The organism is Candidatus Aquiluna sp. UB-MaderosW2red, from assembly GCF_900100865.1.
Taxonomy (GTDB): domain Bacteria; phylum Actinomycetota; class Actinomycetes; order Actinomycetales; family Microbacteriaceae; genus Aquiluna.
In genome coordinates this window covers 807,387-827,526 of the sequence record NZ_LT627734.1, presented here as the reverse complement: position 1 = coordinate 827,526, position 20,140 = coordinate 807,387, and the positions used below count along the sequence as shown (strand labels likewise).

At 51.8% G+C, this 20,140-nt stretch carries 24 protein-coding genes; 14 read left to right on the top strand and 10 right to left on the bottom strand.

Annotated elements, in window-relative coordinates; translation table 11 throughout:
• Positions 1–3 precede the first annotated feature (3 nt).
• Entirely contained in the window at positions 4–600 is a 597-nt protein-coding gene (locus BLP47_RS04315) for a GDSL-type esterase/lipase family protein (RefSeq protein WP_249883405.1), read from the top strand.
• Here BLP47_RS04315 and BLP47_RS04310 read toward each other — a convergent pair.
• The 3 genes from BLP47_RS04310 to BLP47_RS04300 are packed head-to-tail and all read right to left on the bottom strand — an operon-like array spanning position 597 to position 2,428.
• Positions 597–839 carry a zf-HC2 domain-containing protein gene (locus BLP47_RS04310; RefSeq protein ID WP_091850697.1) on the bottom strand — a complete coding sequence of 81 codons (243 nt, stop codon included), beginning with the start codon at positions 837–839 and terminating at the stop codon, positions 597–599. The two genes, BLP47_RS04315 and BLP47_RS04310, sit on opposite strands and share 4 nt — an antisense overlap.
• A complete protein-coding gene (locus BLP47_RS04305) occupies positions 836–1,426 on the bottom strand; it encodes a sigma-70 family RNA polymerase sigma factor (RefSeq protein ID WP_091850695.1) in 591 nt (196 codons plus the stop codon). The genes BLP47_RS04310 and BLP47_RS04305 overlap by 4 nt, the downstream gene beginning before the upstream one ends.
• Positions 1,427–1,453: 27 nt before the next feature.
• Positions 1,454–2,428, bottom strand: a complete 975-nt coding sequence (locus BLP47_RS04300; RefSeq protein WP_091850693.1) for an SLAC1 anion channel family protein — start codon at positions 2,426–2,428, stop codon at positions 1,454–1,456.
• A gap of 71 nt (positions 2,429–2,499) precedes the next feature.
• Here BLP47_RS04300 and aroA point away from each other — a divergent pair, with 71 nt between their 5' ends.
• The 4 genes from aroA to BLP47_RS04280 are packed head-to-tail and all read left to right on the top strand — an operon-like array spanning position 2,500 to position 6,749.
• Positions 2,500–3,774: a 3-phosphoshikimate 1-carboxyvinyltransferase gene (aroA, locus tag BLP47_RS04295; RefSeq protein WP_091850691.1), complete on the top strand. Its 1,275-nt coding sequence runs from the start codon at positions 2,500–2,502 to the stop codon at positions 3,772–3,774.
• The gene (gene rsgA, locus BLP47_RS04290) at positions 3,771–4,778 is read left to right on the top strand and encodes a ribosome small subunit-dependent GTPase A (RefSeq protein WP_091850689.1); all 1,008 of its coding nucleotides are present in this window, start codon (positions 3,771–3,773) and stop codon (positions 4,776–4,778) included. Before aroA ends, rsgA begins: the two co-directional genes overlap by 4 nt.
• Positions 4,779–4,786: 8 nt before the next feature.
• Positions 4,787–5,557: an inositol monophosphatase family protein gene (locus BLP47_RS04285; RefSeq protein WP_091850687.1), complete on the top strand. Its 771-nt coding sequence runs from the start codon at positions 4,787–4,789 to the stop codon at positions 5,555–5,557.
• 7 nt (positions 5,558–5,564) lie between these two features.
• Positions 5,565–6,749 carry a CynX/NimT family MFS transporter gene (locus tag BLP47_RS04280; RefSeq protein WP_091850685.1) on the top strand — a complete coding sequence of 395 codons (1,185 nt, stop codon included), beginning with the start codon at positions 5,565–5,567 and terminating at the stop codon, positions 6,747–6,749.
• On the opposite strand, the gene glpX is transcribed toward BLP47_RS04280, so the two are convergent.
• Together glpX and BLP47_RS04270 are read right to left on the bottom strand one after the other, a co-directional pair.
• Positions 6,746–7,720 carry a class II fructose-bisphosphatase gene (gene glpX / locus BLP47_RS04275; protein WP_091850683.1) on the bottom strand — a complete coding sequence of 325 codons (975 nt, stop codon included), beginning with the start codon at positions 7,718–7,720 and terminating at the stop codon, positions 6,746–6,748. The genes BLP47_RS04280 and glpX overlap by 4 nt on opposite strands.
• Positions 7,721–7,765: 45 nt before the next feature.
• Entirely contained in the window at positions 7,766–8,131 is a 366-nt protein-coding gene (locus tag BLP47_RS04270; protein WP_091850681.1) for a hypothetical protein, read from the bottom strand.
• Positions 8,132–8,273: 142 nt separating this feature from the next.
• Here BLP47_RS04270 and cysK point away from each other — a divergent pair, with 142 nt between their 5' ends.
• On the top strand, positions 8,274–9,224 hold the full coding sequence (gene cysK, locus BLP47_RS04265) for a cysteine synthase A (protein ID WP_091850679.1): 951 nt from the start codon (positions 8,274–8,276) through the stop codon (positions 9,222–9,224).
• A complete protein-coding gene (gene cysE / locus BLP47_RS04260) occupies positions 9,221–9,751 on the top strand; it encodes a serine O-acetyltransferase (RefSeq protein WP_091850677.1) in 531 nt (176 codons plus the stop codon). Before cysK ends, cysE begins: the two co-directional genes overlap by 4 nt.
• Positions 9,752–9,873: 122 nt before the next feature.
• On the opposite strand, the gene BLP47_RS04255 is transcribed toward cysE, so the two are convergent.
• Together BLP47_RS04255 and BLP47_RS04250 are read right to left on the bottom strand one after the other, a co-directional pair.
• Positions 9,874–10,962: an acyl-CoA desaturase gene (locus tag BLP47_RS04255; protein ID WP_091850675.1), complete on the bottom strand. Its 1,089-nt coding sequence runs from the start codon at positions 10,960–10,962 to the stop codon at positions 9,874–9,876.
• Positions 10,963–11,023: 61 nt separating this feature from the next.
• Positions 11,024–11,944 carry a DMT family transporter gene (locus BLP47_RS04250; RefSeq protein WP_172807174.1) on the bottom strand — a complete coding sequence of 307 codons (921 nt, stop codon included), beginning with the start codon at positions 11,942–11,944 and terminating at the stop codon, positions 11,024–11,026.
• A gap of 100 nt (positions 11,945–12,044) precedes the next feature.
• Here BLP47_RS04250 and BLP47_RS04245 point away from each other — a divergent pair, with 100 nt between their 5' ends.
• The 3 genes from BLP47_RS04245 (at position 12,045) to BLP47_RS04235 (ending at position 14,154) form a co-directional block, all read left to right on the top strand.
• On the top strand, positions 12,045–12,578 hold the full coding sequence (locus BLP47_RS04245) for a hypothetical protein (protein WP_091850671.1): 534 nt from the start codon (positions 12,045–12,047) through the stop codon (positions 12,576–12,578).
• Between the two features lie 56 nt (positions 12,579–12,634).
• Complete coding sequence (locus tag BLP47_RS04240; protein WP_091850669.1) at positions 12,635–13,747, top strand: calcium/sodium antiporter; 1,113 nt, start codon at positions 12,635–12,637, stop codon at positions 13,745–13,747.
• 170 nt (positions 13,748–13,917) lie between these two features.
• Entirely contained in the window at positions 13,918–14,154 is a 237-nt protein-coding gene (locus tag BLP47_RS04235) for a hypothetical protein (protein WP_091850667.1), read from the top strand.
• A gap of 88 nt (positions 14,155–14,242) precedes the next feature.
• Here the strand turns inward: BLP47_RS04235 and ychF are convergent, their stop codons facing one another.
• The gene (gene ychF, locus BLP47_RS04230) at positions 14,243–15,316 is read right to left on the bottom strand and encodes a redox-regulated ATPase YchF (RefSeq protein ID WP_091850665.1); all 1,074 of its coding nucleotides are present in this window, start codon (positions 15,314–15,316) and stop codon (positions 14,243–14,245) included.
• 30 nt (positions 15,317–15,346) lie between these two features.
• Here ychF and BLP47_RS04225 point away from each other — a divergent pair, with 30 nt between their 5' ends.
• The 4 genes from BLP47_RS04225 (at position 15,347) to fbaA (ending at position 19,265) form a co-directional block, all read left to right on the top strand.
• Positions 15,347–15,916, top strand: a complete 570-nt coding sequence (locus tag BLP47_RS04225) for an exonuclease domain-containing protein (protein ID WP_091850663.1) — start codon at positions 15,347–15,349, stop codon at positions 15,914–15,916.
• A 21-nt stretch (positions 15,917–15,937) separates the two neighbouring features.
• On the top strand, positions 15,938–17,131 hold the full coding sequence (locus tag BLP47_RS04220) for a DNA recombination protein RmuC (protein WP_091850661.1): 1,194 nt from the start codon (positions 15,938–15,940) through the stop codon (positions 17,129–17,131).
• Between the two features lie 83 nt (positions 17,132–17,214).
• Complete coding sequence (locus BLP47_RS04215; protein WP_157671483.1) at positions 17,215–18,228, top strand: 1-phosphofructokinase family hexose kinase; 1,014 nt, start codon at positions 17,215–17,217, stop codon at positions 18,226–18,228.
• Positions 18,229–18,242: 14 nt separating this feature from the next.
• The gene (gene fbaA / locus BLP47_RS04210; protein ID WP_091850657.1) at positions 18,243–19,265 is read left to right on the top strand and encodes a class II fructose-bisphosphate aldolase; all 1,023 of its coding nucleotides are present in this window, start codon (positions 18,243–18,245) and stop codon (positions 19,263–19,265) included.
• 50 nt (positions 19,266–19,315) lie between these two features.
• On the opposite strand, the gene BLP47_RS04205 is transcribed toward fbaA, so the two are convergent.
• Together BLP47_RS04205 and BLP47_RS04200 are read right to left on the bottom strand one after the other, a co-directional pair.
• A complete protein-coding gene (locus tag BLP47_RS04205; protein WP_157671481.1) occupies positions 19,316–19,651 on the bottom strand; it encodes a HepT-like ribonuclease domain-containing protein in 336 nt (111 codons plus the stop codon).
• Positions 19,652–19,689: 38 nt separating this feature from the next.
• Positions 19,690–20,022, bottom strand: coding sequence for a nucleotidyltransferase family protein (locus BLP47_RS04200; protein WP_091850653.1), 333 nt, complete (start codon positions 20,020–20,022; stop codon positions 19,690–19,692).
• Positions 20,023–20,140: the final 118 nt, after the last annotated feature.

The following is a 20,140-nucleotide window of genomic DNA, read 5'->3' as shown; positions in this document are numbered from 1 at the left end:
ACATTGCGTTCCCTAAGGGTGGTGGTGCTCGGTGATGAACTCCTCACCGGTGCTGGCGACCCGAAGGGCCTGGGTTGGCTCGGTAGGGTTCAGGCTAGGCTGCCGCAGGGCGAGGATGTTGCTTTTTTTCCACTGGCCATGGTGGGCGAAACTACCAGTAAGTTATTGGAGCGCTGGAGATCAGAAGCGATGCTTCGCTTCACTCCGGAGAGCGAAAACTACCTGGTCTTAGCGCTGAGCGCTGCAGACATTTCAGCGGCAATCACGATTTCGCGATCCAGACTCAACCTGGCCTCACTTCTGGATGACGCGATGCGCGAAGGGGTAAAGATTTTTGTCGTGGGTCCGGCACCGACCGGGGTGACCGAGTTTGATCACGAGTTAGAACATCTTTGCGCTGGCTTTGAAGACGTCGTGCGGCGCAGGAATATTATTTTTGTGGATTGCTTTAAGCCGCTTCGCGAACACGAGGGTTGGTTGGCAGAGGTGCAAAGTCATCAAAGGAGACTGCCTGGCCAGGTGGGCTACGGTCTAATTGCCTGGCTTGTTCTAAATAGAGGCTGGTTTGACTGGTTGGGGCTTGCGGAACCCAGCGACTAAGAGTTGGTCTGAATCTGCATCAAGCGATTCATCACGCGCTCAGCCAATTCCTTGGTCGGAACTTCGTCGCAAGAGCGCAAAATCACCTGATTGAGAACGACCTCGATGTCGTAGTGATCCTCGCACGAATCGCAATTGGCAAGATGGCTCGTGAGGGTGTTGAGCTCCAAATCCATCAACTCTGCGTGAATGTACTCGTGAACGTTGCGTTTAACTTCGTCGCAATCTACCTGCTTCATTCGAGTTTGGCTCCTTTTTCTAATCCATAGCCTTCTTGGACGGCATATTCAGACAACAATGTTTTTAGTAATTTCTTCCCGCGGTGAAGTCTAGACATTACGGTGCCAACCGGTGTATCCATAACCCCAGCAATCTCAGCGTAGGGCAGCCCCTCCACTATCGCGTAATAAACCACCATTCGGAACTCTTCTGGAATCTGATCTAGAGCGTCTCGAATCACCTGAGACGGCAAGTTGTCAAGAGCCTCGAGCTCGGCAGACTTTGATCTGGTAGCGGTCAAAGACTCACCTTGGCCCACCTGCCAGTCCTCTAGGTCATCCAGCGCCGTTTTGGCCTTGTCCCGGCCGCGCTTGTTATAAAGATTGATATGGGTGTTGGTCATGATTCTAAAGAGCCAGGCCTTGAGGTTAGTGCCTTGCTCGAATTTGGCCCAAGCGTTAAATGCCTTGGCAAAGGTTTCTTGAACTAGATCTTCAGCATCCGATGGGTTTCTGGTCCAGCGAAGTGCCGCTCCATAAAGCTGGGGCATCAAGGGCAATGCTTGCGCCTCAAATAAGACGAGTGACTCTGATTTTGGATTAGGCATTGAAAATGAGTCTAACCGTCCAGCTAGCTATTCTGGAACGCAAATTTCTTTGCGCCAAAAGCCGAAAAGTGTCGCGGCGAAGACCATGGCAACCACCAGCACCGTCACCGCATAAAGCGAAAGAGCAATGATCTGATACTGAAGTTGAGGAACAAGTTCATAGAATCGAAAACTAGCCACGGTGATGGCAGTCAGCGGAAAAGTAAAAGCCCACCAGGGCAGGCCAAAATCCAAATTCATAAATCGCTTGGCCTGGGAGACCAGCATCAGCGTGGTGAATAGCCCAAAAAAGTAAATCAGCACCGCAAAATCATCAATTTCATTTTGCTGGAGTCTCACCCAGGCCAAAAAAGCTACCGCGGGCGGTGCGATCAGAATAAACAGGGTTGGCAATAGTTTCTTGGGTATTGCAGGAAAAAAGAAGGCGCGGTTCAGGCTGATTGCCAAAAGTGGCAGCCAGAAGAATATTCCGATCGCAAAAAAGAAATAGGAAAGCGCAACATAACCAAGTTCGACGCCCGCCAAAGGGACAACCAGGTTGCCGACCACGGGGATAAACCAGGCCGGGGAGTTGTGCTCGAGCTTGAAGTGCTCCTTATGAATCCAACGGTCCAAGATAAGAAGCATTAGGCCAAGCTGGCCCAGGGCGCCAATCCACCAAATCAAATTGGCCAGCAGCTCATTTATTTCAACCAGCGGTATGGCAATCAGCAATAACCCAATTGCTGCGGTCGGAAAAAAACTCAACCGAACCGGGTGATCTAGTTCCTCAATCACGGCTTCGGGATAACGCAACGCTTTGAGGGCGTAGGCAACAAAAACCAACAACCAGATAGCAATAGAAAAAACAAGCAACATGGTCGAGCCGATGGTTGGCAGTTCGAACATTTCTTCGAGTTTTTTCGTTGCAATTGTGAGGCCCGCAAAACCCATGACGGCGGCAAATAAAGAAATCGGTAGGTGTTTAAGTCCAGATTCCGGCTCTAATTGCGTATCGGTCATTACTAAATTCTAGCATTTTGAGATTTAGTACCTTTTAGCTCGAGGGCCCTGGCTAGGGTATCTTTGAGCTGATGACAGCTGAGCACACCTATTGGAAAGCGCCCTTGGGCAAAGCCCTGGACGCAAGCATTTCGCTTCCCGGCTCTAAATCTCTCACCAATCGAGAATTGGTGCTCTCGGCAATTGCGATGGCCCCTTCTACTCTCATTTCTCCACTGAAATCCAGAGACACCCTGCTGATGATTCAGGCATTGGAGGGCTTGGGCACAAAGTTTGAATGGCAAGGTGAGGACCTATTGGTCATCCCGAGTGAGCTTATAGGGCCAGCAAAAGTTGATTGCGGCTTGGCCGGCACGGTCATGAGATTTTTGCCGCCATTGGCCGCTCTTGCTAAGGGTGAAACCCAGTTTGATGGCGACCTCGGGGCTAGAAAACGCCCCATGAAAACCACCATCGACTCCCTTCGAGAGCTGGGGGTCAATGTTGAATCGGAGACTAATTCATTACCGCTGAGCGTTCATGGAAATGGATTCGTGCGTGGCGGTGAGCTGGAAATTGACGCTTCTAAATCCAGCCAGTTCGTCTCCGGCTTATTGCTTGTGGCGGCTCGGTTCCAAGAGGGGCTAACTCTAAAACATAATGGGAACGAGCTGCCGTCAGCTCCTCACATCGAGATGACGCTAGCTGTTCTAAGAAACCGAGGCGTGAAAGCCAAGCGAATTGATGAGCGCACCTGGCGGGTAGAGCCGGGCCTGGTCTCCGGGGGCACAGTAATCATTGAGCCCGATTTATCTAACGCCGGGCCATTTTTGGCCGCTGTGCTGGTGGCTGGTGGGAACCTAAGAATCAAAAACTGGCCGGCAAACACAACCCAAGTGGGAGACGAATTTCGACAAATCCTGCCCCAAATGGGCGCTGAGGTTGAGCTCAAGGATGGCGACCTGGTGGTTTCAGGAGGCGGGTCAATATCCGGAATCGATATCGATCTATCAATCGGTGGGGAGCTGGCACCGGTGATTGCGGCCTTGGCGGCCCTGGCCGACTCCCCCTCCCGCATCACCGGGATAGCGCACCTGCGCGGTCATGAAACCGATCGACTCTTTGCGCTTTGCACCGAGATTAATCGGATTGGCGGCAATGCCACCGAATTACCCGATGGAATTGAGATTCAGCCCGGAACCCTGCACGGTGCGCAATGGCAAAGCTATGAAGATCACCGGATGGCTACTGCTGGAGCCGTTATCGGCTTGCGGGTAAAGGGTATTGAGATCGAAAATATTCAAACCACCCAAAAGACCATGCCGGATTTTGTGGCTCTTTGGGAAACCATGCTGGGCATCGAGTGAGCTGGCTTTATGAACCGCAGAATCGCCACGACCTAGACGAAGACGATGTCAAAATCAGGCCCAACCCCAAAGGTTCTAGGCCCAGAACCAAGCGACGACCTAATTTCGATAACGCTCCGGTGGGTATGGTGCTTGAGGTTCATTTAGCAAGATATCGGGTGTTGCTAGATAGCGGGATAGAGGTGCTGGCGACCCTGGCCAAGGACATGCGCAAAGACGGTTGCGTGACTTGCGACCGAGTCGCGCTGGATGGGGATGTTTCTTCAGATAAAGGCTCGCTTGCGAGAATAGTTAGACGTGAACCCAGAAGCTCTCAGCTAACTAGAACCTCCGAAGATGGCGAGGGGGCTGAGCAAACCATTGTTGCGAACGCCGATCAATTAGTTATCGTAATGGCAAGTGAAAACCCGGAGCCAAGACCCAGGCTGGTGGATCGCTATCTAGTGGCCGGATACCACGCAGGCCTAAAGCCGATTTTGGTCATGACCAAGTGCGATCTCAAGGACCCCGATGAGTTTCTGGAAAACTTTCGCGGTTTCGATTTAGAGATAATTAAATACCGAAAAGATGAGCCGCAAATTGACCGACTGGCGAGCCTACTCGAAAATCACACTACGGTTTTTGTTGGCCATTCGGGAGTGGGCAAGACAACTCTGATTAACCAACTAGCCCCCAACTACCAAAGACCAACCGGCGAAGTGAATTTAGTTACCGGGCGCGGAAAGCACACCTCCTCATCGGCCAAGGCGATCCACGCCCATGGTGGCTGGTTGATCGACACCCCGGGAATTAGGACCTTTGGTCTCAGCGGGATAGATGCCGCCGGGGTGCTCAAAGGCTTTAGTGATCTGGCGCTTGCCGCAGAAAAATGCCCCAGGGGCTGCTCCCACATGATAGAGGCACCAGATTGCTCGCTGGATGACCAAGCGGCCGAGGGTGTTCTGCAGGAGCTTCGACTAGATTCCTTTAGGAGACTAATTCTCTCGATCCAGTCGGTAGATTAAACCAAGTGATGAACGATCTAGACCTGGCGATTCTGCTTGCCAATGCCGCAGATGAAATTTCCCTCACTCGCTTTCGAAGTGTCGACCTTTTGGTGGAAACCAAGCCCGATCGCACTCCGGTTACCGATGCCGACAAAGCTGTTGAATTGAAATTGCGCCAGATTATCGATTTACACTCCCCGGGTGATGGTGTGATTGGCGAGGAGTTTGAGAACACTTTGGGCTCCGAGCGAGTTTGGATTATTGACCCAATCGATGGCACGGCAAACTACCTTCGCGGTTTACCAATCTGGGCCAGCCTGATTGCCCTTCGGGAAAACGGAATCATTACCACCTCGGTGGTTTCGGCCCCAGCTTTAGGCAGGCGCTGGTGGGCGAAGCTTGGAAACGGCGCATTCACCAAGGATGTCGACGGAAGCGTCAGAAGTCTCGATGTTTCCAAAGTTGCAGACCTCGGTGATTCTTCGATTAGCTACAACTCGATGCAGCAGTGGGATCAAGCTGGCATGCTCGAAAACCTGATCTCACTAAGCCGCAAGGTATGGCGAACGCGCGCCTTTGGGGATTTTTTAAGCTACATGTACTTGGCTGAGGGGAGCATCGACATGGTTTGCGAGCACGACCTAAAGATTCACGATATTGCCGCCCTGGTTCCGATTATCTTGGAGGCCGGTGGGTCTATCACCGATCTTTTCGGAGAACTAACCGAGGACTCTTCAAGCATTCTGGCCACAAACTCTTTATTGCATCGTAGCTTTCAATCAGAGCTGACCACTTAGTCAATAGATGAAGCAAAAAACCGGAAGCATCTTGGCCGCATTTGCCATTGGGTTGCTCGCATTAAATCTTCGAACCGCGGTTTCAAGCTTCTCCCCGATAGTGACCTACATCCAAACCGAGATCTCGTTGCCAATTGTCACCATCGGCCTTTTGGGGATTGCAGCCCCAATGGCATTCGCGATTGCCACCTCGTTGAGCTATCGACCCACTAGAAGATTGGGTGTTGAGCGCACCCTAACTCTCACCGTGTTGATGATTGTGTCGGGTCACCTTATTAGGGCCTTGGCCTGGGACTCAACCTCATTGTTTTTCGGGAGCCTGCTGGCTTTACTCGGGGTGGGAATTGGCAATGTGTTATTGCCGGTGATGGTTCGAAAATACTTCGCACATCGGGTTGGCCTGGTGACCTCAATCTATATCTCACTCACCGCCTTGTCGGCAACCACAGGGTCGCTGGTTGCGGTTCCGGTGGCCGAAGCGGCTGGCTGGCGCTTTTCGCTTGGCCAATGGGCAATCTTGGCGGCACTCACCCTGGTGCCGCTGATTGGATTGCGAAAAAAATCAACTCCTGAAAAACGCGCCGCGGAGCGTGGGGCACAAAAAGCTATTTGGCGCTCCCCCACTGCAATCGCCATAGCCGCCACCCAGGGCATGACCTCGGTGTTGGGTTACGTGAGCTTCGCTTGGTTACCGCTACTTTTGATCGAACACAACCAAGTGACGGTGGCCCAGGGCGGGCTTTTGCTCTCGCTTTTCGCGTTGATGGGTTTACCCGCTTCGCTCCTTGTACCGATTCTGGCGACCAGATACCACAACTCTCATAAATACATAGTTTGGTTCTCAGGGACGATGGGAATCGTGGGTACCCTTGGCATTCTTTTCTCAGGCAATGAAAGCCTTTGGCTCTGGGTAATGCTTTATGGTCTTGGGCCCTCGATGTTTCCGCTAGCACTGACCTTATTCAACCTAAGATCTAGAGAGCGCTCTACCGTCTTGGCGGTTAGCGCCTTTGGCCAAGGAATGAGCTACATATTCGCCACAATAATCGTCTTCTCAGTTGGCGTTTTGCGGCAGGTCACCGGGGGCTGGGAGCTAACCCTTTGGTTGCTCTTCGCAATCTCGGCGCTGAGCCTTCTAGCAGGATTACAGCTTGCTAAAAACCACTTCGTGGATGACGAACTAAAGCACTAAAGCCAGCGCGAAGCCTGGTACTCAGCGAACACCTTGCGGGTCGTGCCGCTTCTTCCGCGAATCACAATCGACTCGGTATGAACTGTGTCTCCGCGTTTTTTTACACCGGACAACAAAGTGCCGTCGGTGACCCCGGTTGCAACAAAAAAGGTGTTATCTGAAGCCACCATTTCATTCATCTCATAGACGTATTCGAATTTCAGGCCCGCCGCCTCGCCATTTTCAAACTCATGGTCCTCGCGAGGAGTCAGGATTCCCTGCATAAAGCCGCCAAGCGCTCTGATCCCGCAAGCTGTCACAATTCCTTCTGGGGAGCCGCCGATTCCGGCACATATGTCGATCCTGGCTTCGTCTCTGGCGGCCTGAATGCCACCTGCCACATCACCATCCAGAAGCAATCTGGTGCCGGCACCGGCCGCTCTGACCTCACTTATCAGCTCTGCGTTATAGTCACGGTCCAGGATTGCGACCACCACTTCATCAACAGCCTTGCCATAACTTTTCGCATAGCGGCGGATATTCTCAGCGATCGGTAACCGAATATCGCAAACCCCAACACCGGCTGGACCGGTGACTAACTTGTTCATCTTGAAAACCGAAGAGGCATCGAGCATCGATCCTCGATCGGCAACCGCGATTACAGAAATTGCGTTTTGCCTTCCGGCCGCGGTGAGCGAGGTGCCATCAATCGGATCCACGGCGATGTCCACCTTTGGCCCAAAACCATTGCCTACCAGTTCGCCATTAAAAAGCATCGGGGCATCGTCTTTTTCGCCCTCCCCGATGACTACCAGTCCCTCGAAGTTCACGGTGCCTAAAAATGCCCGCATAGCATCCACTGCAGCGCCATCAGCGGCATTCTTCTGCCCTTTACCAATGAACGGAAAAGCTCTGATTGCGGCGGCCTCTGTGGCCCGCACAAGCTCCATTGCAAGGTTTCGATCTGGATGTAACTCGGGAGATTCGCTCATGCCCCAACAATACCGACCCGCGGGTCTTAGGGTCCCTAGTTGCGACTAATTCCCGAACGAGACTCCCACTGCAGAGCAGCGCTCAGCAATCGAAGCCTGTAATTCATCAATCTTGGCCGAGGCGGCCACCGAGGGGTCTGACTTTGACAAGGTCGCAGTCAGTTCTGAAAAGTCAGCGGCCAACTGAGTAGACAATAGGGACCTTACTTGAGCGCCTATCAAGGTGTCCAGCTGCGCAATAACCCCGGAGTCAACTAGCCCAGAATTATAGGCATCTATGGTCGCTGTTATGGTCGACTCTGCGGCAGTGCAGGCCGCGGCATCCGCGGCCGTTGCGGTGAGTTCCTCAATGCTGCATCCGGAAAGGGCAAGGGAGGCTGAAGCCGCTAGGGCGAGTGCAATTATCTTCATAGTGAGCGAAGGTTATCTAGCCCTACTCAGAATTAGCTGAGAGGGTCGTGATAATTGACCTCCAAAGTCATTATCAGTAACGCTAGGAACAAACCAACTCAATTCTGGTTACACTTCACGAGTCAATAAGCAACGGAGTTCGATGAAAATTTACAACAACATCACCGAAGTATTTGGAAACACGCCTTTGGTGCAGCTAAATCACATCACCGACGGAGCAGAAGCCCGTGTGCTGGCAAAATTAGAGTTTTATAACCCATCAAGTTCGGTCAAAGATCGTTTGGGAATAGCCATGGTCGATTCGGCGGAAGCCTCTGGCGAATTACAACCCGGCGGCACAATCATTGAAGCCACAAGTGGAAACACTGGAATTTCTCTCGCCATGGTCGGGGCTGCTCGCGGCTACCGAACAATTATCGTTATGCCCGACTCCATGAGCCTGGAGCGCAAAATCCTGATTCGTGCCTACGGAGCCGAACTGATTCTCACCCCGGCAGCCGAGGGCATGACTGGTTCTGTTGCAAAAGCAGAAGAACTAGGCCGCAGTATCGAAGGCGCAGTCATGGTTCGCCAGTTCGAAAACGAGGCTGGGCCAGAAATTCACCGAAACACCACTGCTGAGGAAATTTGGCGTGACACCGAAGGCAAAGTGGCCGCATTTGTTGCCGGATCGGGAACTGGTGGAACAATCACCGGAACTAGCCAGCGACTCAAACAGCACAACCCGAAGATCAAAACTTTTGCAGTTCAACCAGCAGCCTCACCGCTACTGACCGGCGGCAAAGCCGCAGGTCACCCGCTGGCTGGGATTGGCCCAAACTTTATCCCCAAGGTGCTTGACCCTTCGAGTTATGACGAGGTCATCAGCGTGGAGAACGATAAGGCGTTTGAATTCGCCCGCAGGGCATCCAGTGAAGAGGGTATTTTGGCAGGCATCTCCTCGGGCGCAGCACTTTACGCCGCTCGAGAGGTTGCTCGTAGACCAGAATTTGCCGGGAAAATCATTGTCGTCCTGGTGCCGTCGTTTGGGGAGAGGTATGTTTCTTCAACCCTTTATCGAGACCTCCAAGAGCAGTACCTGCCGAAGAATTGAGCATTCGCGAAGACATTAGAGCCGGGCTCGAAAGAGATCCGGCCACCCTGACCGGATTCGAACTATTCCTAACTTCTCCCGGCCTGCACGCGATCTGGCTTTATCGATCTGCGCATTGGCTCTGGAAGCGAAAGCGCAGAATCCTGGCCCGAATGGTTTCAAACCACGCAAAATTTTACACAGCAATAGAAATACACCCCGGCGCTGTCATTGGAAAAAGGTTAGTGATTGATCACGGGGTTGGAGTAGTTATCGGAGAGACCGCCGTAATCGGAGACGACGTTTTGATTTATCACGGGGTAACTCTGGGCGGAAAGACTCTGGAGCCAGTTAAAAGACACCCAACCGTTGGCGACAGAGTAATACTCGGCGCGGGTTCCAAGCTCATCGGAAACATCGAAATCGGAAACGATTGTGCAGTTGGCGCCAATGCGGTGGTAACTCGAAGCATGCCAAATGGCACAGTTGCCGTGGGTGTCAATGCCAGACTTTTGCCAATGACCGGCGAGGATTACTACGTAATCTAAGGCTTGGCTCTTGCCCGCAGTTTGCTTGAATCAATAAGCATTTACCCAAATAATCCACCGAATCGGATGATCAGTGCAAATTGCCTCGACCTAAATATTCCTCAGGTCTGATTCAAAAAAGATTAGCTACGAGGTCTTAGCTCTGCAACCATTGGGCAATTAAAGGGATCGGCATTATTGCTCAGGCCAACCTTGTTTAGGTGCTTCATGATCGCGAGGTAGCTGGAAAAAAGGTTCATTTCTACCAGGGTGATTTCGTTTTTTCTGCAGAACTCGCTAACAATGACGTGAGCCTTGCGAAGATTTGGACGAGCCATTGAGGGGAATAGGTGGTGCTCCACCTGATAGTTGAGACCGCCCATTAGGTTGTCCTTCAACCAGCTGCCTCGAATGTTTCGGGAAGTGAGTACTTGCCGCTCGAAGAAATCCAGCTTTGAATTTTTCTCAACCAACGGCATGCCCTTGTGGTTTGGGGCAAAGGCCGCACCCATGAAAAAACCAAAGGTCATCATCATAAAGAACCAAAGTGCAATCGCCCAGAGCCAACCAAACATCAGACCCATCACGATATAAGGGGCGGTCTGGCGAATGACCATCAGTGAGAACTCCAAGAGACGAATCTTGAGTGTGCGATCCTTGCGCTTCATGCCGGCGACCGAGTCCAGCAATAAGTCAAAACCCGTGAATAAAAGAAGGAATGGGAATAGGTAACCCTGTCGATCTGAGGCCCAACGCTCAAGACCCTTTTTCGATTCCTTGGACTCGGTGGTGAAGCTAAGGACGCGAATCGCGATATCTGGGTCTTCGCCAATTTGGTTGGGGCGCTGGTGGTGCTTATTGTGCTTTTTTAGCCAGAAGCCATAGCTCAGACCCGCGAAGAGATTAGCGAGAATTAGACCCAACCAATCGTTCGCTTTGTTGTTAGTGAATACCTGTCGGTGAGAAGCCTCGTGGGCAATAAAGCCGTACTGAGCGCTCATGACTCCCAGGAGCCCGGCAAGAGCAAAACCTGCGATGATCCACCACTGCGAGCTGTTGACGGCGCTAGCTATAAATCCGGCCGCTACCCACAGGGCAATTGCGATTATCGAGATGGCTGCCAGTCGAATGATGTAAAAGCTCGGACGCTTACGCATGAGGCCCGCATCTCGCACCTGAGTGAGGATTAGGTTGAAATTTGTGAGCGGTCTTGCTGGGCTTAGAGTCGACATTTAAAAAGTGTAAACGAAATTAAATAAAACGCCCTGACAATTGTGAAGATTCTCAGAAAAGTTAGGAACTCGAATCCTCATAGGAAGCGAATCGCCTCGGCCTCTTTTTAATGCCTGGTGATTTAGTCGAAAGATATAACCCAATCGCGATAAGCGGAATGCCGGCAATTAGCCCAGGAGTTATGGGCTCAGACAAGAAAACGGTGCCTAGTAAAATCGCAACTGCCGTATTTACATAGGTTATAAGGGTTGCCTTGACCGCACCAACCTCCCGAAGCAATCTGAAAAATATCACAAAAGCCAGGGCGGAGCAGACTACCCCTAGAGCTAAAATCGCCAACCAAGATTCCAGTGGTGGATTACTTGCAATCTCTTTGGGAATGAATGAGCTTGCAGGAATGGAATACACCAGAGAGACAATCAGCATTGAAAGACCGATTGTGCCCGCGATTGGAACCTCGCCCAACTTTCGATTTGCCATAATTGCGGCGCTGGCATAACCGAGTGCGGCTAGCACCACTGCGCCAATCCATATCGCGCTGGTGTCCCCCACAATCGAATCAATCCCAATGATTATCCCGACCCCTAAAAATCCGATTGCCATGCCGGCCAAAGGCACTGGGCGCAATGCGGATCGGTCCTTGAAAAAAAGCGCCAAAATGGCCACGGCATAGAACGGGACCGTCGCAATTAGAAGGCCGGCAAGCCCCGAGGAAATATGCTTTTGAGCCTCGGTGATCAAGAACCAAGGGCCGATCATCTCTAAAGCCGCAAATAATAAAACGAAGGGCCAAGCTTTCAGCGCCGGTTTCAAGGAGCCAGTTTTGATCGCGTAGGGAATCAAAATTATTGCCCCGATAGCCGTTCTAGCGAACACAATGGTTGGAGTAGAAAAACTCTCCAGTGCAATTGCAATCAGAAAATATGGAATGCCCCAAAAGAGGCCGGCGAGACTAAAGAGTATGAGACCTTTACGAGACATCATTAGAGGTTAGCTCATCAAAGTCTGATGGGACTCAAGTGTCGTTTTGCCTTGCAACTCTCACTCTTATTCGGCACGATTACTTTTTATGGATTCCCTTATGGCGATTACGCAGGCAATAGACCTGCTCGCGAGCGTCGCAGAAAAGCTGCAGGAAGCCGGAGCAACCCCCGAGCAGCTCGCAAAGACCATTCCTGCGCACCGAATGCTAGGACTAATTCCCAGGCCCGAGACTTTCAAAAAAGCTGGGGAGGGATTTTTGATAGGTGCGCTTTTTGTCACCTCTCAGGGTGAGGTGTTTGAACCAGGAAAAATAGTTAGAGCCAGCCGACAGGTAGCCCCGGACCATCAATCTCAAAACGCTCAGGTTCGTCAAAGCCTCAAAGACAAGCTTCTTAGAGCTCGGTTTCCTGAAAATAGAACCGTTTTGATTGACGCTCGCCCGATTCCACTAAATGATCCCCTAGCTCTAACTAAAGAGCACGGCCCATTGGTGCTCAGAATTGATTCCAATCAAGAATCCAAGCTTCTGGTTCGCTGGATCCCTAGCGCCCCGGACTCGGCCCTTCGACCCCTGAGCGAGTATCTTGCCGAAAGATTAGAGCTGGCCCTCACTGCAATTAAGGATGCTTGAGCAAGTAGCACTGGACTCTCAGGCTAAGGGCCTTGTGAAAAATGTAAGCTTCAGGGGTGAATATTATTGACATCGTTTTAGTACTTGTGGGCCTTGTTCTTCTAGTTTTGGGCGGAGAGGCCCTTGTTAGGGGTGCCTCTACTCTGGCCGCTAAAGTCGGTCTTTCCCCACTGATAATAGGTTTGGTAGTTGTTTCTGCGGCGACATCCGCACCGGAATTTGCGGTGACAGTGGGGGCAGTCATCGACGGTGAGCCAGATCTGGCAGTGGGAAATGTTGTTGGCAGCAACATTGTGAATATTCTTCTGATTCTCGGCATCTCCGCAATCATTAGCCCGCTAGTCATCAAGCGACAAATTGTGCGCTTCGACATCCCAGTGATGGTGGGGCTTACGATTCTGCTGGTGGCAGTGAGTCTTGATGGAAAAATCAGTCTTTTCGATGGTGTGCTGTTGCTCGGAGTGCTAGTGCTGCACACAATCGTAAGCATTGTTATGGGCAAAAAAGAATCTTCCCGGCCCAATTTGGACCCCGTAGAACCGGCACTGAACACCAAGCCGGTTCCACTTTGGCTCGCCGCCATATTGTTGGCCGCGGGCATTGGCCTTTTGGTTCTTGGTGCTCAATTTTTAGTTACTGGAGCCGTCAACATCGCCACATACCTTGGGGTGAGCAGCCTAGTCATCGGGCTCACCGTCGTCGCCATCGGCACCTCACTACCCGAGCTGGCAACTTCTATCATTGCTCTTAGGCGCGGCGAAACCGACATGGCTGTCGGAAACATAGTTGGCAGCAATATTTTTAATATCGGCCTCGTTTTAGGGCTACCGGCGATTATTTTCGGCGAGGGCATCCCGGTTCCCTCGGCGGCAATTGCACTGGACATGCCACTAATGCTTGCGACCGCGATAGCCCTGCTGCCCATTGCCTTCACGGGCTTTGTCATAGCCCGCTGGGAAGGTGGGATGTTCGTGGCTCTTTACGTTGCCTATACCGCTTACCTAGTGCTTGCATCAACCGAACACGACGCCGCTGAGGGCTTTACTTCGATAATGCTTTGGTTCGTGCTTCCGCTTGTCGCAGTCACCCTTATTGCTGTTACCTCCTACGAAGCTGGCTTGCTTCGCGAGAGAGTTAAAAATAGAGCTTTTGAGCAGAACAACGGGTAACTCTAAACCAGCACCAAACATGAGGGAGTCAGAAGAGCTATGGCTTCAAAGGACATTCCTTGATTTATTCTCGGGCTCAGCTACTTAGTCTGGACCCGACAGCTATTCACTTATTCACCGAACAGCGCTCTTGCTAATTCCATTCTTAGCCCTGAGCTAGGCTCGGCCCGATGGAAGAACATGCGGTTGCGTTTCTCAAAGAAGTGAAACTCGAGACCCGGGTCGTAGTGCGCACGCGAATAACAAACGGGTTCACTGACTCGGTCGGTTTTCTTATTTCCCGCACGCAAAGTTATTGCGTTATAAAGACCAAACGAGAGCTGGTCACAATCATGTTTGCTGATGTCTTTGCTGCCAAGGAGGTTCCTCCGCCGCCCGCTCGGCGTCCACCGAAGACTGACTCTTAGGCTCCGCCTTTGATCCCGTGCCCTTCTCGAGCAGTAATTTCGGAAGCTGGCCGAGCGATTTGAAAACCCTTAGTTTGCTTGGGAACTACTAGACATTGAACCTAAACTCCACCACATCGCCATCTTGCATAACGTATTCCTTGCCCTCCATGCGCACCTTGCCAGCCGCCTTAGCATCATTCATAGAGCCATTGGCATCTAGGTCGCTAAAAGAGACGATTTCTGCCTTAATAAAGCCGCGCTCAAAGTCCGTGTGGATCACACCGGCTGCCTGCGGAGCTTTGGCTCCCTTTTTAATTGTCCAAGCCCTAGTTTCTTTTGGCCCTGCGGTCAAATAGGTCTGAAGCCCGAGAGTCTGAAAACCTATGTGTGCCAACTGGTCAAGCCCCGATTGCTCCTGACCTAGTGACTGCAATAGCTCATTGGCTTCCTCGGTGGAAAGATCAATCAGCTCCGACTCGACCTTGGCATCTAGAAAAACCGCCTGCGCAGGGGCAACCAGATCGGCCAAAGCCTTCTTCTGAGCGGGGTCCGAGAGAATTCCCTCATCGACGTTGAAGACAAAGAGGATTGGTTTTGCTGTCAAAAGGCCGAGCTCTTTGATTGGCTCAAGATCGACCTTGCTCAGGGACAAAGGAGTTCCGTTATTGAGAACAGCCAAGGCCTCGTCGATGGCAACCAAAACTGAAGCTTCCACCTTTTTGGTTTTGACTTCCTTTTCAATTCTCGGCCGAGCCTTTTCGAGAGTTTGCATATCCGCGAGAATCAATTCGGTGTTGATGGTTTCGATGTCAGATTTCGCATCTACCTTGCCATCCACGTGAACCACGTCGGAGTCGCTGAAGCCGCGCACCACCTGTGCTATTGCGTCAGCCTCGCGGATGTTAGCCAAAAACTTATTGCCGAGCCCCTCACCAACCGAGGCTCCGCGCACGATGCCTGCGATATCCACAAAAGACACCGGAGCGGGCAGTATCTTCTCCGAACCAAATATCTCCGCAAGGCGCGTCAGCCTGGGGTCGGGCAGATTGACCACACCGATGTTTGGTTCAATGGTGGCAAACGGGTAGTTTGCCGCCAGAACGTTGTTCTTGGTGAGTGCGTTGAACAGGGTTGACTTGCCGACATTGGGCAGTCCGACGATTCCGATAGTTAGGGCCACGGGCCAAAGTTTATTGCCTCATACTTAGGTATGGCTCTCGAGTTTTGCGCAATCGACTTTGAAACGGCCAATTCCTCCCCCGCAAGCCCATGTGCCGTGGGCTTAGTGAGGGTTCAAGCTGGTCAAATAACCGAAACACTTTCAATGCTTTTTCGGCCTCCGCACCCAAATAATTATTTTAATCAGGGAAACATAAATGTTCATGGCATCCACCCGCAGGACATTGCAGATGCGCCAGATTGGCAGGAGGTTCTGCCCGAATTGCTGCTTTTTACCCAGGGGCTCACCATGGTTGCTCATAACGCCAGTTTCGACATGCGGGTATTGAGGGATTCAGCTCGAGCAGTTGATTTTGATTTACCAAACCTGAACTACGCATGCAGCTTGCAGATGGCAAGACGAACTTATGCGCTTGAGAGCTACCGCCTCAACGCTGTTGCTTACGCGATAGGTCATGAAGAGTTTCGACACCACGATGCACTCGCAGATGCGGATGCCTGCGCTCGAATTGTATTGAATATGGCTGATAGGCACGATGCTCAAGATCTAGCTGAGCTACTGATTGCAACGAAACAAAGGCTCAAGCCGATCATTGTCTGAACCCACTGCAATACTTCTTAAATGGAAAATGCAATCTGGTTTCTAATCAACGGTCTTTTTATAGGCGCGGCGCTGGGCGCCCTAATTGGCTACCTATTGGGTAAAAAGCGCGCTCCAGCTCAGGACGTGGACCTCGCCGCGAGATTGGGTGCCCTCGAAGCAACCGAAAAAGAGCTTCGCGCTCAGCTCCAAAAAGCGGACGAGGCTCAAACCCAACAGGGCCTGCGCCAAGACCAGGAAAACAAAGTGCTCTTGCAACTGGCCCCGGTGAAACAGCAACTCGAGCAAATGCAAACCGTTGTCCAGCGGCTCGAAAAAGACCGCACGGAGCAATTCAGCTCCATTCAAGAACAGCTTCGCAGCGCCATCGAAACCGACGAGAACCTTCGCAAGCAAACCCAGCAGTTGGCTCAAGCCCTCAGCTCGAATAACCTGCGCGGTGTTTGGGGCGAAGCTCAGCTTCGCAAGCTTGTGGAGCTAGCCGGGCTTATCAAGCACGCTGACTTTTCGGAGCAAGCGACTATCTCCTCCGACGCGGGTTTGGGCCGAGCGGACATGGTTATAAATCTCCCCGGCGGCAAGTCGCTTGCGATTGACTCGAAGGTCCCTTTCAATTCTTATCAAGAGGCCAGTGCAATTTCAGAAATGGCCAGCGGTGAGGAGCTTTCGAGAAGAAAGAAGCTCCTAGAAGAACACGTGAGGGCAGTTCGGGGACACATCGATGCCCTTGGCGCTAAGACATATTGGGCCGGCCTTAGCGCGAGCCCGGATTTTGTAATTTGCTTTGTGCCTTCCGAGTCGCTTTTGTCCGCAGCGCTTGATACCGATCCTGGACTTTTGGAATATGCGTTCAAGAAAAATGTGGCGCTGGCCTCGCCGGTTAGCTTGTTTTCGGTGCTAAAAACCATAAATTATATTTGGCGGCAAAACGCTGATGAGTCCCAAGTTCGCTCAATGATCAAACTCGGCAAAGAGCTTTACGATCGCATCGGCAAGATTGCCCAGCTAGCCGATAAATTAGGTCGCTCAATAACCACGAGCGTCAAGGACTACAACAGTTTCGTGTCGTCACTGGAATCAAGGGTTCTTGTCACCGCACGCAAGCTGAACGATTTAGATGAAAATGAGTTAGCGATCGATTCAATAGCGAGCCCAAAGGTAATTGAAGAGTCGGCAACCTCGATTACCGCCAAGGAGCTCGACGCTAAAGATTAGCCGGAGTTTTTTAGTTATAGTGGTTTCGTGCCTACAACGATGTGAGTGCGAAATCTATCCCCCTCACATCCAAGGAGAACCCAATGGCTGGCAAATCGTCGCCAATTGTCACTCTCACTCCAGCTCCAACTCTTGATCGAACGTATTTCGTAGAAAATCTTGAGGAGGGAGCGGTGAATCGTGCCTACCAGGTTGGCGAGGAGCTTGCGGGTAAAGGAATAAACGTATCTCGCGGCCTAGCTCTTGCTGGCATCAGCGCTCCTGGAATTGTTCCAATCGGCAATGCGGATCCAAGCGTGTTGGAACGCACCGGCTCAACCACATTTTTGAAGCCACTCTGGGTCGAGGGCACCCTTCGGGTCTCGACCACGGTCCTGGAAAAAAACGGGCCCACAACAAAAATAAACGAGCACCCGAGGCCCCTAAAGCAAAAAGACTGGGATGCGGTTGTAGCAATGACCGAAAAGACCGTCACAGAGACCGGGGCTGAGTGGTTGGTCGTGGCCGGAGCTCACCCCGAGATTATTGAAACCGGCAAAGTCATAGACCTAGAACCACTTTTTCAACACATGGCGCAGCTCGGGGTGAAGGTTTTACTCGACACCTCCGGACCAGCTCTTCGCTACTGGGCAAAGACGGGCTACGCCACAATCATGAAACCGAATGCTCACGAGCTTGCTGAGTGCGTAGGACGTGACCTGAGAACCATCGGCGATGTAATCGATGCTGCCCACGAACTAAATCACTGGGGAGTTGATTGCGTGATGGCGTCCCTTGGTATCGACGGCATAATTGCCGTCACCGCAACCCACGCCATTCACGCCTTCACTGCGCCGGTGAAAGTTATCAACACCGTTGGCGCCGGAGATTCGACTATTGCTGGCTTTTTAGCCGCAGTCACAACCCATCCCTCCGAGCCCGGAGCCTACGGAGTTGGCTTTGATGTTGCTGAAGGCATCTCCGCAGCGGTTCAGTGGGGAGCGGCTAAAGTTCAGCAACCGACCAGCGGATTAAAGTCAATTGATAATTTAGTAGACGCAACTATAGAACTAATTCCAGACCGTAACCGCCCACTCGGCGAACCGGCAAAAGCATAACTAAGGAGCCGAAAATGGCAATTGTAAATTCAGAACAATATGGCGAAATGCTGGACCGCGCCAAAAAGGGTCACTTCGCTTACCCGGCGATCAACGTCTCTAGCTCTCAAACCCTGAATGCAGCACTGGCCGGGCTTCAAGAAGCCGGCTCTGATGGAATCCTGCAGGTCTCCACTGGCGGTGCCGACTACTGGAGTGGTCCAACCATCAAGCACCGCGTTTCAGGAGCCTTGGCATTCGCTGCAATGGCTCGCGAGGTTGCCAAGAACTACGACATCAAAGTAGCCCTGCACACCGACCACTGCGCCGAGGATCAGCTGGACGGCTTCGTGAGGCCACTGCTAGAGCTGTCCCAAGAACAAGTGTCCAAAGGCGGCGAGCCGATCTTCAATAGCCACATGTGGGACGGCTCTGCCATCTCTTTAGACAAGAACCTCGTGATTGCCAAAGAGCTTTTAGCCAAGGCACACAATGCTGGCATCATTCTCGAAATTGAAGTTGGCGCAGTTGGTGGCGAAGAAGACGGCGTTGAGGGCGCAATCGACGAGCACCTCTACACAACAGTTGAAGACGGCATAAAGACCATTGAGGCCCTGGGTATGGGAGAAAATGGTCGTTACCTATCGGCATTGACTTTCGGCAATGTCCACGGTGTCTACAAGCCAGGCAATGTCCACTTGCGCCCAGAACTGCTCAAGCAGATTCAGGACGAAGTTGGAGCAAAATACGGTAAGGCCAACCCCTTTGACCTCGTATTCCACGGTGGCTCAGGATCAACCCCCCAAGAAATTGCTGACGCAGTGAAGTTCGGAGTCATCAAGATGAACATTGACACGGACACCCAGTACGCCTTCACCCGACCAATCGTTGACCACATGTTCAAAAACTACGATGGAGTCCTAAAGGTTGATGGCGAAGTTGGAAACAAGAAGCTTTACGACCCTCGCAACTGGGGAAAGTCAGCCGAAGCTGGAATGTCAGCTCGAATCATCCAAGCCGCCCAGCAGCTTGGATCTGCAGGAAAGTCAGCCTGGTAATAAATAGCTAAACGCCGCGGCACGCAGCAGGCTGTTTAAGCCTTGGATGATTATTTACCTGCGGAGCCGCGATGCTCAGCGCATTCCAGATTTTTAAGCCTGGCTTGGATAAGGATTTCGAGCTCGGGGAAGTCGTCGCATAAAGTTCTCCATAGCGTTGCGTGGTCAATTTGACCGTATTTATGGGCCACGAAATCACGGTTCTTCATAGCCAGTTTGTAGATCCCGATCGAATAAATATCAAGGTTTGTGATTATGCAGAGTCTTTCCAATGACTCCCCCACATGAATCGAAAGAGCCTCAGCGGCAAGCTCGAGCTCGAACCGACTCAAAAAGTCCTCTTCGCCAAAATCTCTTATGGCCTCGCCTTGATAAAAGTCTGTCAAGAGCAGCTCCAACTGGGCGCACTCCTCTTGGAGCGTCACTAAATTTCTATCGCTTCAGCTGCAATTAGATTATTTACTTCCGAATTGACGTTTCGCAGCAAAACATCGACCTCAGAGCGAAGAAGCAACTCCATGTCTTCTTTGAATCCGGAGAGGGCTGAGAGTGAAACGCCATGCTTAGAAGTCACCAGAAGGTCAACATCACTTTGCTCTGTGGCCTCGTTTCGAGCTACCGACCCAAACAGTGACACTGCTGCCAGCCCCCAGCTGGCTGCGATTTTTCTGATTATCGAACTCAACCGCCTAACCCCTGAAAGAGTGAGGGCAGTTTTTCTTTCTGCCGCAAAAGACTCATAATTTCTTGCGGCCATGATCACGACCTGGGCCTTGCGATGAGAGCCGATGAAAGCAGTTACCCCCGTGCTGGAATCCTCATTGAGAAGCTTGATGATTTTGCTGAGGCCCGCCCGGGCTTCAGCAACGCTAAGA

Bases quoted from the DNA above. Each gene is read 5' to 3' on its own strand.
- BLP47_RS04310 (WP_091850697.1), bottom strand. From the start codon at position 839: ATGAAGCAGGTAGATTGCGACGAAGTTAAACGCAACGTTCACGAGTAC.
- BLP47_RS04305 (WP_091850695.1), bottom strand. From the start codon at position 1,426: ATGCCTAATCCAAAATCAGAGTCACTCGTCTTATTTGAGGCGCAAGCA.
- BLP47_RS04300 (WP_091850693.1), bottom strand. From the start codon at position 2,428: ATGACCGATACGCAATTAGAGCCGGAATCTGGACTTAAACACCTACCG.
- aroA (WP_091850691.1), top strand. From the start codon at position 2,500: ATGACAGCTGAGCACACCTATTGGAAAGCGCCCTTGGGCAAAGCCCTG.
- BLP47_RS04285 (WP_091850687.1), top strand. From the start codon at position 4,787: ATGAACGATCTAGACCTGGCGATTCTGCTTGCCAATGCCGCAGATGAA.
- BLP47_RS04280 (WP_091850685.1), top strand. From the start codon at position 5,565: ATGAAGCAAAAAACCGGAAGCATCTTGGCCGCATTTGCCATTGGGTTG.
- glpX (WP_091850683.1), bottom strand. From the start codon at position 7,720: ATGAGCGAATCTCCCGAGTTACATCCAGATCGAAACCTTGCAATGGAG.
- BLP47_RS04270 (WP_091850681.1), bottom strand. From the start codon at position 8,131: ATGAAGATAATTGCACTCGCCCTAGCGGCTTCAGCCTCCCTTGCCCTT.
- cysK (WP_091850679.1), top strand. From the start codon at position 8,274: ATGAAAATTTACAACAACATCACCGAAGTATTTGGAAACACGCCTTTG.
- BLP47_RS04255 (WP_091850675.1), bottom strand. From the start codon at position 10,962: ATGTCGACTCTAAGCCCAGCAAGACCGCTCACAAATTTCAACCTAATC.
- BLP47_RS04250 (WP_172807174.1), bottom strand. From the start codon at position 11,944: ATGTCTCGTAAAGGTCTCATACTCTTTAGTCTCGCCGGCCTCTTTTGG.
- BLP47_RS04245 (WP_091850671.1), top strand. From the start codon at position 12,045: ATGGCGATTACGCAGGCAATAGACCTGCTCGCGAGCGTCGCAGAAAAG.
- BLP47_RS04235 (WP_091850667.1), top strand. From the start codon at position 13,918: ATGGAAGAACATGCGGTTGCGTTTCTCAAAGAAGTGAAACTCGAGACC.
- BLP47_RS04225 (WP_091850663.1), top strand. From the start codon at position 15,347: ATGGCTCTCGAGTTTTGCGCAATCGACTTTGAAACGGCCAATTCCTCC.
- BLP47_RS04220 (WP_091850661.1), top strand. From the start codon at position 15,938: ATGGAAAATGCAATCTGGTTTCTAATCAACGGTCTTTTTATAGGCGCG.
- BLP47_RS04215 (WP_157671483.1), top strand. From the start codon at position 17,215: ATGGCTGGCAAATCGTCGCCAATTGTCACTCTCACTCCAGCTCCAACT.
- fbaA (WP_091850657.1), top strand. From the start codon at position 18,243: ATGGCAATTGTAAATTCAGAACAATATGGCGAAATGCTGGACCGCGCC.
- BLP47_RS04200 (WP_091850653.1), bottom strand. From the start codon at position 20,022: ATGGCCGCAAGAAATTATGAGTCTTTTGCGGCAGAAAGAAAAACTGCC.